The following is a 10,809-nucleotide window of genomic DNA, read 5'->3' as shown; positions in this document are numbered from 1 at the left end:
GTCTTCCATTGTGAGGGATTCGGCGAAAAAAGCCGTTTCGACTTGAAATCCGTTCCAAAACAGGATATAATTAGGATAAATTCGGAAGGGGCGGGCTAAAAACCTGCCGCTCCTTTTAAAAAACAGCAAAAAGACGACCGTTAGTAACCTATACTAACGGTCTTTTGTACTCTCAAAAAGTGCCCGGGCCTTGCGGCCCGGGCACTTTTTATTCTTGCAGCATCAGCTTGGCGCATTTATAAACATCGCCGCAGCCGAGGGTGATCACCAAATCGCCCTCCCCGGCGTTTTCCATCACGTACCTAGCGATCTCGGGGAACGTTTCAAACCATACGCATCCCTCGATCTTTTCGGCGAGGTCCTTGGCGTAGATATCATAGGTATTGTACTCCCTGGCGCCCATGATCTCGGAGAGGACCACCCGGTCGGCCAGCGAGAGGGCCTTGGCAAAATCCTCGAGCAGCAGCGCGGTGCGCGAATAGGTAAAGGGCTGGTGCACCGCCCATACCCGGCGGTAGCCCATGGCGCGCGCGGCGCGCAGCGTCACCTCGATCTCCTTGGGATGGTGGGCGTAGTCGTCCGCGATGGTGACCCCGTTTCGCTCGCCCAGGATCTCGAAGCGCCGCCCCGCGCCCGTGAAGCTGCCGACATGCTTTGCCGCCTCGGCGGGATCCACCCCGCTCTCGCAGGCGCAGGCGATGGCCGCTAAGGAGTTTGAGACGTTGTGCTCGCCCGGCACCGCAGTGAGGACCTCGCAGACCCGCGCCCCGCCATGGTAAAGCGCGTAACGGTATCCCGCGCCCTCGGGGTCCTTCGCGACCTCTTTCGCCTGCCAGTCGTTTTTGTCCCCCAGCCCGAAGGTGACCACCCGCTGGGAAAGGCCTTCCAGAGCGCGGCAGGTGTTTTCGTCGTCCCCGTTCGCGATCACACACCTGGTCGCCAGGGACGCGAACTTGTGGAAGGAGCAAATGATGTTTTCCAGGTTTTTAAAGTAGTCGAGATGGTCCTCGTCCACATTGAGGATCACCGCGATGTCCGGGTAGAGGTGCAGGAAGGTGTCCACGAACTCGCAGCTCTCGACCACCAGGTTCTCGCTCTGCCCCACCCGGCCGTTGCCGCCGATCTCGCGCAGCTTGCCGCCGATGACCGCGCTCGGGTCCGCGCCCGCCGCGAGCAGGATGTGGGTGAGCAGGGCGGTGGTGGTGGTCTTGCCATGGGTGCCGCTGATCCCGATACAGTTTTGATACTGCGAGGTAATCAGCCCGAGCAGCTCGCTGCGCTCGAGTACCGGCTTGCCGCTCGCTTTCGCGGCGATCAGCTCGGGATTGTCCTCCATGATGGCGGCGGAATAGACGATCGCGTCCGCCCCCTCGATATTTTTCGGGTCCTGGCCCATCATCACCTTCATACCCATACTTTTTTCCAGCTCGATGGTGTCGCCCGGATTGTTGTCCGAGCCGGAAATTTCATATCCCCGCTTGAGCAGGATCTGGGCGAGCGGGAAGGTTCCCGATCCGCCGATCCCGATAAAATGTATGTGCCGCTTGCCTTCCAAAATATCCGCCGGTACGCGCATGGCTGTCAACTCCAATACAGATTCAATATTCCATCTTATCTATTATATTGCGAAGCGGTGGGAAAATAAACATTTTTAGGCGCAAAAGCCTCACCGTTTGGCTGAAACCAGGCTGCTGCCCACCATTCCGCCCACGATCAGCAAAATTCCCCCAAGGCCCGCCGCGCCCGGCAGCGGGTCGCCGAGCAGCAGCACCCCGCCGAACAGGGTAAAGACCACTTCGCCCGACTGGGTCGCCTCGATCAGGGCCAGCCTGCGCGGATCGCCCCGGCACAGGTCGGTCGCCCGGAAGAAGAGGATGGTCGCCACGCACCCCGAGAAGAGGGCCACCGCGCCCGACTGCGCCACCTGCCCCACCGGCGGCAAGCCGCTGCGCAGCAGTGCCAGCAGCGAGAGCATGAGCCAGAACGGCAGACTGCAGACGGTCATGCCGAAGACCCGCTGCACGGTGGAGAGCTCCTGCGGGCAGTGCTCCATCATCTTGCGGTTGCCCAAGGGGTAGCAGAAGGCGGCCAGCAGGATCAGCAGCAGAGCCGCCACCGTCTGCTCCGCGCCTTGCTTATCGCCCGGGCGCACCTGCAGCAGCAGGACCCCCAGCAGGATGACGCAGGACATCCCCAGGTTCTTCAGCGGTATCCTCTGCCCGAAGAGCGGGGTGAGCAGCACCCCCGCCACAATGGTCACCTGCCAACAGGCCGCGACAAACCAGGATTCCCCATAGACCGAGCCCCAGCTCAGCGGCGCGTAAAACAGCCCGAAGCCCACCGTGCTCCAGAGCAGCCAATTTTTCGGGTCGCGCCGCACCGCCTGCAGCACCGCTTGCATCCGCCCGCCCCGGCGGAGAATCAGCGCCAGCATGGGCAGCATGAACAGAAAGCGCAGCGCGGCGCTCCACATCCAGTCCCCGCCCGAGAGGTTCATGCTCCGGTTGAACACGAAGGTAAAGGCGAAAAAGAACGACGCCAGGACCCCATAGACCAACGCCCGTTTCATCCGCGCCCTCCTTCCAAAGTTTTGCACCCCTTGTTTATACCACAAAATCCGGATTCCGTCCAGAAACTGCAAGCAGAGGGTGAAAAAATCTTCCAGAAAATGAATAACGTCAAAAATTATGCCGAATACTATTACCATCAGGCAAGCGCGCGGCCCGCAGTACAGACAACCATCATTAGGAGGCAAAATATGAACATCACAGATGTAAGAATCCGCCGCATCTATCCCGATGCGCGCCTGAAGGCGCTGGTTTCGATCACCATCGACGGGGACTTCGCCGTCCACGACATCAAGGTGATCGAGGGACCGAGCCGCCTGTTCGTGGCCATGCCGTCCCGCAAGGACGAAAGCGGCAGCTTTCGGGACATCGTGCATCCCATCACCCCCGAGGCGCGCCAGCTCATCGAAACGAGCATCCTCGAACGCTATTACGCTTATCTCGCGGAGAATCCGCCCGAGGCCGAAGTCTCGCCGGAGGCTCCGAAGATATAACCTTCCCCCTCTCATTTCGGGCCGCCGCAGCACAAGCTGCGGCGGCCCCTTTTCTTGTCCGTCTATGATCGCTTGGAAAAATTGTCAGCCGCCCGTCGGCGGGTTGTAGGGGAAGCCGCCCTCCAGGATATCCCCGAGCTTCCGGGCGCCTTCCTCTGTGAGAAGGTAGCGCGCACCGTAGCCAAGGTCGCTGGAAAAGAGCATCAGGACCGCATCGTTAAAAAGCAGCCGGTAGCGTACGCCCCCGGTAAAATCGACTTCGATTTTCTTAGACCCGCGAAGGGTCGCGGTATCCTCTGTTTTTTCGTAGCTGCCCGGCTTTACCCGTATCCCGGACAGCCGCGGTTCGATCGAACCGGGGTCGCTTGACGAGAAAAGCTGTCGCCCGGTTTCATCGTAGACCCGCGCACCGGCGATCTTGGCGGGATTGATCATCGCGAGCCAGAGCGGCGCCTTCTCACAGCGGGCATACTGCCGGTCGGCCTCGGTGAGGAATGCGTCCCACTTTGCTTTTGGAAATGAAACCTCCATCGCCGGGTAGAGCTCCCTGACCGGCTGGCAGATGCTCCACCAGCCGGCGCGCATCCCGTTTTGGCACAGCTCGTACCGGGTCTTGTATCTGCTCTTCAATTCGATCGCACTGACTCCCTTGGCGCGGGGTTGTAGCTTTGGAGCCGCGAAGTCATCCATCCCCCGGCACAGGTCCTCCAGCGCGTCACTGGCCTGCCCGTCGCACCAGGCGGCGGTCTTTTCCTGGTCGTTGATCAGCCACAGATCCACCCCGCCCAGGTCCGGCAGAGTGGGCGGGGTGCCCTGCGCCAGCCGGCGCAGCTTCTCCTTCGCCGCCGCGACCGAAGTGGACATCCCATAGTACTGCTCATAGCCGCCCTCTGCGCTGACGCCGAGCAGCCCGCCATAAAACGAATAGGTGTAGGCAAACCGGTTCTCTTTCGTACTGAACCAGATGGTCGTCCCGAGCTCGCCCCCGCCCGCGGCGTAAAAATCGGAAAGGCTCTCAAAATCGCCGAGTTCCACCGCCTGCACCCCGCTAAGCGCGGCAAGGGCTTCGTTCAGCGTCCCGGCTGAAAAGGTGCGGTCCACTTCGTCCCAGCTTCCGCCCTCGGTGATTTTTGCCGGATCGGGCAGCGGGATGGCCCGCTCGCCGCCCATTTGCGCGCTCCCCTGTGCGGCCGGGGCGGGCAGGGCGAGGGCGAGCGCCATCACGAGCGCCAGCGGCGCTGCCAGCGTCTTTCCAAACATTCGTCATTCCTCCTCAAAACAAAGGCATCCCCTCGCGGGCGGGAAAGGGGATGCCCGATACGGCAGTCCTGCCGCTAAAATCTTATTTCCTACCGATGTCGGTGCGGTACTGTTTGCCCGCAAAGTCGATCTTTCCGGCGGCCTCGTAGGCGCGGGCGAGCGCCTGTGCGAGGTCCTTCCCCCGCGCGGTCACGCCCAGCACCCTTCCGCCCGAGGTGACGGTCTCCCCGTCCTTTATGGCGGTCCCGGCATGGTAGATAAAGACGTCCTCGCCGAAATCTTCACCCAGCCCCGCGATCACCTTGCCCTTTTCGTAGCTGCCCGGGTACCCGCCCGAGGCGAGCACCACGCAGGCCGCCGCGCCATCCGAGAAGCGCACCGGCACTTCACTCAGCCGCCCGTCGCGCACCGCCTGCATGATCCCCAGCAGGTCACTTTCCAAGAGCGGGAGCACCACCTGGGTCTCGGGGTCGCCGAAGCGGCAGTTGTATTCGATCACCTTGGGGCCTTCGGGGGTGAGCATCAGCCCGAAGTAAAGGCACCCCTTGAAGGTGCGCCCCTCCCGGTTCATCGCCTCGACGGTGGGCAGGAAGATCGTTTCCATACACGCCTTCGCCACCTCGGGGGTGTAATACCGGTTGGGGGCAACGGTGCCCATACCGCCGGTGTTGGGGCCGCGGTCCCCGTCCAGGGCGCGCTTGTGGTCCATCGAGGAAACCATCGGCACCAGGGTCTTCCCGTCGGTGAAGGCGAGCACCGACACCTCGGGCCCGGTGAGGAATTCCTCGATCACCACCCGGTTGCCGCTCGCGCCGAAGATTTTGTCCTCCATGATCGAGCGCAGGCCTTCCCGCGCCTCTTCCTCACTGCCCGCGATGATGACGCCCTTGCCCAGCGCCAGCCCGTCCGCCTTGATGACGACCGGGTACTTCCCCTGCGCCCGGATGTAGTCCAGCGCCTGACGCGGGTCCGCGAATACCTCATAGCCGGCGGTGGGGATGTGGTAGCGCTTCATCAAATCCTTGGCGAACACCTTGCTCCCCTCGATGGCGGCAGCCGCCGCCGTGGGGCCGAAGGCGGGGATCCCCGCCTCCTCGAGCCGGTCCACCATCCCGAGCGCCAGCGGGTCGTCGGGCGCGACCACCACAAAGTCGATCTTCTGCTCCTTCGCGAAGGCGACCATTTTGTCAAGGTCGGTCGCGCCGATGGGCACATTTTCGCCGAGCGCCGCCGTCCCGGCGTTGCCGGGCGCGCAGTAGAGCTTTTCCACGCCCGGGCTCCTTGCTATCGCCAGGGCGATGGCATGCTCGCGCCCGCCGCCGCCCACAATCAGTACCTTCATGAAAATGTCCATTCCTTTCTGGGGATTGCGCAGATTTTAGTGGTGGAACAGCCGGATCCCGGTAAAGGCCATCGCCATGCCGTACTTATCGCAGGTCTCGATCACATTGTCGTCCCGGATCGACCCGCCCGGCTGCGCGATGTACTGCACGCCGCTGCGGTGCGCGCGCTCGATGTTGTCCCCGAAGGGGAAGAACGCGTCCGACCCGAGCGACACGCCGCCCATGGTGGCGAGCCACGCGGCCTTCTCTTCCCGCGTCAGCGGCTCGGGGCGCAGGGTGAAGAACTGCTGCCAGGCGCCGTCGCGCAGCACGTCCAGATAGTCGTCCGAGATGTACACGTCGATGGTGTTGTCCCGGTCCGCCCGGCGGATGCCTTCCCTAAAGGGGAGCGCGAGCACCCGCTCATGCTGGCGCAGGTACCAGAAGTCCGCCTTGTTGCCGGCCAGCCGGGTGCAGTGCACCCGGGACTGCTGCCCCGCGCCCACGCCGATTGCCTGCCCGTCCTTGCAGTAACAGACCGAGTTGGACTGGGTGTATTTGAGGGTGATCAGCGAGACGATCAGGTCGCGCCTGGCAGTCTCCGGAATGTCCTTGTTTTTGGTCACCACGTTTTCGAGCAGCTTCTCATCAATTTTCAGCTCGTTGCGCCCCTGCTCGAAGGTGACGCCGAAAACGTCCTTGTGCTCGACCGGCGCCGGGACGTAGCCGGGGTCGATTTTAACCACGTTGTAGCCGCCCTTGCGCTTAGCCCTAAGGATTTCCAGCGCCGCGTCGGTGTAGCCGGGGGCGATCACCCCGTCGGACACCTCGCGGGCGATGATCCGCGCGGTCTGCTCGTCGCAGACGTCGCTGAGCGCGGCCCAGTCCCCGTAGGAGGACATCCGGTCCGCCCCGCGGGCCCTGGCATAGGCGCAGGCAAGCGGGGAGAGCTCCATGTCGTCCACAAAGTAGATTTTTTTCAGCGTATCGCTCAGCGGCAGCCCCAGCGCCGCCCCGGCGGGGCTGACGTGCTTGAAGGAGGCGGCCGCCGGCAGCCCGGTGGCCGCTTTCAGCTCGCGCACCAGCTGCCAGCTGTTGAAGGCGTCGAGGAAATTGATGTACCCCGGCTTGCCGTTTAACACCTCGATGGGCAGCTCGCCCTGCTTCATGAAAATTTTCGACGGCTTTTGGTTGGGGTTGCAGCCGTATTTGAGTTCCAGTTCCTTCGCCATGGCAGACACTCCTCTCCCTTACTGATGTTTGTTGACGATCTGGTTGTCGGTCTGCCCGGTGCGAACGTCGATGAAGCGCACGAAGAGGGAGACCTTGTTCTGTTCATTGAGGCTCTCCCACACCCGTTCGGTGAACCCGTCGATGTCGTCCTCGATTGCCACCAGCTCGGGCTCCCCCTCGAAGGAGGGGATGGGGTTGCCGTCACAGCGGTAGGTGTGGATGAAATGCCCCTGCCCGGGGATGGGGTCCTGGTACTCGTAGAAGTACCGCCGCGCCGCCCGCTCGTCCCCCTCGGCGCTCTTGAGGATTGAGAGCTTGTAGTCGAATCCCCTGAGCACCCCGGAGATGCGGGGGGTGAAGTTCGGCCCGTCCGGCTCGAAGGTGCGGGTGCGCAGCGCCTCCTCGAAGGTCCTCCCGTTCTTTAAAAACTCATAGACCGTATCGGTCTGGTCCCCGTTGGTGACGATGGTGGTCTCCCCCAAAACCCGTACCGGGGAATAGATCACCAGCGAGGGGTCCACCATTTTCTGCGGGTCGTGCGCCTGGGTGCGCAGTCCGCCGCCGTCCTCGACGAACACCCGGTTGCGGCTGTTCTCGCTGCGGCCCATGATGAAATAGGCGATGACCGCCTTTTCCCCGTCCTTACTGCGCCCGATCATGATCCCCCGCCCGGGATAATCGTTGCCGCGCAGCAGCTCATAAAAGCTCTCACATTTCATTTAGCTTACCTCCCCTTCTGCCTGCTCGCAGACGAGCTCCACCGCCCTGGGCAGCAGCTCCCATTCCGCCTGCTCCATGATCCGGCGCTGCAGCGTCTCGGGAGTGTCCCCCTCCAGCACCGGCACCGCCTTTTGCAGGATGATCCTTCCCCCGTCGGTGATCTCGTTGACAAAGTGCACCGTCGCGCCGCTCACCTTGACGCCATACGCCAGCGCCGCCTCGTGCACCCGCAGCCCGTAAAAGCCGTCGCCGCAAAACGACGGGATCAGCGAGGGATGGACATTAATGATCCTATTTGTATATTTTTTGCAAAATTCTCCCGAAAGGATACACAAAAAACCCGCCAGGACGACGATTTTCGCCCCGTACCGCGAAAGCGCCTCATCCAGCGCGCGGGAATATTCCTCCTTGCCGGGGTAGGCCTTTCTCGGCACCACCTCGGCCGGGATCCCGGCGGCCCCGGCCCGCTGCAGGGCATACGCCCCCTCCTTGGAGGAGAGCACGCAGACAAAATTGACGTGGGGCAGCTTGCCCGCCGCCTGCGCATCGATGAGGGCCTGCAGGTTGGTCCCGCCGCCCGACACCAGTACCGCCACGTTTACCACTTCGATCATTTCCCTTCCGCGCCCGCTCCCCGGGCGTTTAATCCAGCACGACCGAGCCGTCGCCCGCCATGACCTCGCCGATGATCTGCGCGCGCTCGCCGCACCCATTTAGAATGCGCACCGCCTCGTCCGCCTGCGCGGCGGGCAGGACGGCGATCATGCCGATCCCCATGTTGAAGGTGTTGTACATGTCCCGTTCGGGGATGTTCCCCTCCTTCTGGATCAGGGGGAAGATGGGGGGCAGCGGGAAGCTGCCCTTGTGGATGACGGCGTTCACGTCCTTGGTCAGCGCGCGCGGGATGTTCTCATAAAACCCGCCGCCGGTGACGTGGCAGACCGACTTGACCGCTATTTTTTCAAAAAGGGCGAGCATCGGCTTCACATAAATCCTGGTCGGGGTCAGCAGGGTCCCGAGCAGGGAACCCGAGAGCTCGGGGACCTGCTTATCAAACGAGCGGTCCTCCCCGATCCCGAACACCTTGCGCACCAGCGAGAAGCCGTTGGAATGCACCCCGCTCGAGGAGAGCCCGACGATCGCGTCGCCGGGGCAAATCGCAGTCTTGTCCAGGACCTTTGCGCGGTCCACCACCCCGACCGAGAAGCCGGCCAGGTCGTATTCGTCGACGCCGTAGAAGCCGGGCATCTCGGCGGTCTCGCCGCCCACCAGGGCGCAGCCCGCCTGCACGCAGCCCTCCGCCACGCCCGAAACGATCTCGGCGACCCGCTCGGGGACGTTTTTGCCCACCGCCAGGTAATCGAGGAAGAGCAGCGGCTTCGCCCCGCAGCAGATGATGTCGTTGACGCACATCGCCACGCAGTCGATCCCGATGGTGTCGTGCTTGTCCGCGATCTGGGCGAGGCGCAGCTTGGTGCCCACCCCGTCGGTCCCGCTGACCAGCACCGGGCGGGTGAGCCCCGTCATGTCCAGCTCGAACATCCCGCCAAAGCCGCCGATCCCGTCGATCGAGCCGGCGGTCATGGTGCGCGCGACGTGCTGCTTCATCAGCTCCACCGCACGGTAGCCCGCGGTGACGTCCACCCCGGCCGCCTTGTAACTTTCACTAAAGCTTTTCTGCATAGCTGTCCCGTCCTCCATGTCGCACTGGGCGACGGTAATGTATTGTGTGGCGGACCCGAGAACGGGTCCTCTATTTTTTCTTGTTCTTGACCGATTCGGGGATCGGGCAGTCGAACTTATTGGCGGGCATCTCGGCCGGCACCTCGATGGGATATTTGCCGGTGAAGCACCCGGTACAGAAGCCGCAGTGCGCCCCCTCGGCGATCCGCTCGACGTCGGGCACGCTCAAAAACCCGATCGAGTCCACCCCGGTCTCCCTGGCGATCTCGGGCAGCGAGAGCCGGCAGGCGATCAGCTTGTCCCGGCTGTCGATGTCGGTACCGAAATAGCAGGGGTTCATAAAGGGCGGGGAGGAGATGCGCATATGCACCTCCCTGGCGCCCGCGGCGCGCAGCAGCTCGACGATGTGGGCGGTGGTCGTGCCGCGCACGATCGAGTCGTCCACCATCACCACCCGCTTATCCTTGACGGTGGCGGCCACGGCGTTTAATTTGATCCGCACCAGCGCCTCGCGCTCCATCTGGGTGGGCTGGATGAAGGTGCGCCCGACATAGCGGTTCTTGATGAAGCCCACCCCATAGGGGATCCCGCTCTCGCGGGCGTAGCCCATCGCGGCGTCCAGCCCGCTGTCCGGCACGCCAATGACCACATCCGCCTCTACGGGATGCTCCTTGGCCAGGAACGCCCCCGCGCGCTGGCGGGCCATATGTACGCTCGCCCCCTCGATCACCGAGTCGGGCCGCGCGAAGTAGACATATTCAAAGACGCAGACGTTGCCCCTGCGGCCGCAGTGCGTCTCGATCGAGCGCTCGCCCTTCGGGTCCACCACCACGATCTCGCCGGGACGCAGGTCCCGCACGAAGGTGGCCCCAATGCTGTCGAAGGCGCAGGTCTCGGAGGCGAAGACGATCTGATCGTCCCCGATCCTGCCCATCGACAGCGGCCGAAAGCCCCATGGGTCGCGCACCGCGATCAGCTTGGTGGGCGAGGAGATCACCATCGAGAAGGCGCCGCGAAGTCTCGGCACCGCGCGCTCGACCGCGACCTCGATCGAAGGGGCACTCAGCCGCTCGCGGGTGATCATGTAGGAGATGACCTCGGCGTCGGTGTCGGTGTGGAAAATGCCGCCGCTGCGCTCGATCTCCTCGCGCAGCTCGTGGGCGTTGACCAGCGCCCCGTTGGTGCCCAGGGCCATCGGCCCCTTGACGTGGCGCACCATCAGCGGCTGCGCGCTCGAGCGCGACTGGACCGGCTTGGCGGCGTAGAGCACATGCCCGATGGCGATCTGCCCCTTGCCAAGCCGCTCGAGCGCGCCGTGCCCAAACACGTCGGGCACCAGTCCGCGGTCCTTGTGCGAGCGCATGACGCCCTCGTCGTTGACCACGATCCCGCAGGTCTCCTGCCCGCGGTGCTGCAGCGCGTAGAGCGCCAGGTAGGTCTTGGCCGCCACCTCGTCCTCGCCGCTGCGGTCGTAGATGCCGAATACCCCGCATTCCTCGTGTAGCTTCTCGTTTTGCATGCGCAGGCCTC

At 63.4% G+C, this 10,809-nt stretch carries 10 protein-coding genes; 1 reads left to right on the top strand and 9 read right to left on the bottom strand.

Going from position 1 to position 10,809, the window contains the following annotated elements; translation table 11 throughout:
* Nucleotides 1-208 precede the first annotated feature (208 nt).
* Complete coding sequence (murC, locus tag EDD78_RS10765) at nucleotides 209-1,576, bottom strand: UDP-N-acetylmuramate--L-alanine ligase (RefSeq protein WP_132084930.1); 1,368 nt, start codon at nucleotides 1,574-1,576, stop codon at nucleotides 209-211.
* Between the two features lie 90 nt (nucleotides 1,577-1,666).
* The gene (locus EDD78_RS10760; protein WP_132084929.1) at nucleotides 1,667-2,569 is read right to left on the bottom strand and encodes a DMT family transporter; all 903 of its coding nucleotides are present in this window, start codon (nucleotides 2,567-2,569) and stop codon (nucleotides 1,667-1,669) included.
* A 189-nt stretch (nucleotides 2,570-2,758) separates the two neighbouring features.
* Here EDD78_RS10760 and spoVG point away from each other — a divergent pair, with 189 nt between their 5' ends.
* On the top strand, nucleotides 2,759-3,061 hold the full coding sequence (spoVG, locus tag EDD78_RS10755) for a septation regulator SpoVG (RefSeq protein WP_079698705.1): 303 nt from the start codon (nucleotides 2,759-2,761) through the stop codon (nucleotides 3,059-3,061).
* An 84-nt stretch (nucleotides 3,062-3,145) separates the two neighbouring features.
* Here spoVG and EDD78_RS10750 read toward each other — a convergent pair whose 3' ends face one another.
* The 7 genes from EDD78_RS10750 to purF all read right to left on the bottom strand — a co-directional run bounded on the left by EDD78_RS10750 (nucleotide 3,146) and on the right by purF (nucleotide 10,798).
* Entirely contained in the window at nucleotides 3,146-4,321 is a 1,176-nt protein-coding gene (locus EDD78_RS10750; RefSeq protein ID WP_132084928.1) for a hypothetical protein, read from the bottom strand.
* A gap of 82 nt (nucleotides 4,322-4,403) precedes the next feature.
* Nucleotides 4,404-5,663: a phosphoribosylamine--glycine ligase gene (gene purD, locus EDD78_RS10745; RefSeq protein ID WP_132084927.1), complete on the bottom strand. Its 1,260-nt coding sequence runs from the start codon at nucleotides 5,661-5,663 to the stop codon at nucleotides 4,404-4,406.
* Nucleotides 5,664-5,699: 36 nt separating this feature from the next.
* Nucleotides 5,700-6,875 carry a phosphoribosylaminoimidazolecarboxamide formyltransferase gene (locus EDD78_RS10740; RefSeq protein WP_132084926.1) on the bottom strand — a complete coding sequence of 392 codons (1,176 nt, stop codon included), beginning with the start codon at nucleotides 6,873-6,875 and terminating at the stop codon, nucleotides 5,700-5,702.
* Between the two features lie 18 nt (nucleotides 6,876-6,893).
* Entirely contained in the window at nucleotides 6,894-7,595 is a 702-nt protein-coding gene (locus tag EDD78_RS10735) for an IMP cyclohydrolase (RefSeq protein WP_132084925.1), read from the bottom strand.
* Entirely contained in the window at nucleotides 7,596-8,201 is a 606-nt protein-coding gene (gene purN, locus EDD78_RS10730; protein ID WP_079698703.1) for a phosphoribosylglycinamide formyltransferase, read from the bottom strand.
* 37 nt (nucleotides 8,202-8,238) lie between these two features.
* The gene (gene purM, locus EDD78_RS10725) at nucleotides 8,239-9,279 is read right to left on the bottom strand and encodes a phosphoribosylformylglycinamidine cyclo-ligase (protein ID WP_132084924.1); all 1,041 of its coding nucleotides are present in this window, start codon (nucleotides 9,277-9,279) and stop codon (nucleotides 8,239-8,241) included.
* Between the two features lie 70 nt (nucleotides 9,280-9,349).
* A complete protein-coding gene (gene purF, locus EDD78_RS10720; protein ID WP_079698688.1) occupies nucleotides 9,350-10,798 on the bottom strand; it encodes an amidophosphoribosyltransferase in 1,449 nt (482 codons plus the stop codon).
* Nucleotides 10,799-10,809 lie beyond the last annotated feature (11 nt).

This window comes from Harryflintia acetispora, assembly GCA_004340125.1.
In the GTDB taxonomy this organism is placed as follows: domain Bacteria; phylum Bacillota; class Clostridia; order Oscillospirales; family Ruminococcaceae; genus Harryflintia; species Harryflintia acetispora.
The sequence above is the reverse complement of the archived record's forward strand: the minus strand, read 5'-3'. Positions and strand labels throughout refer to the sequence as shown.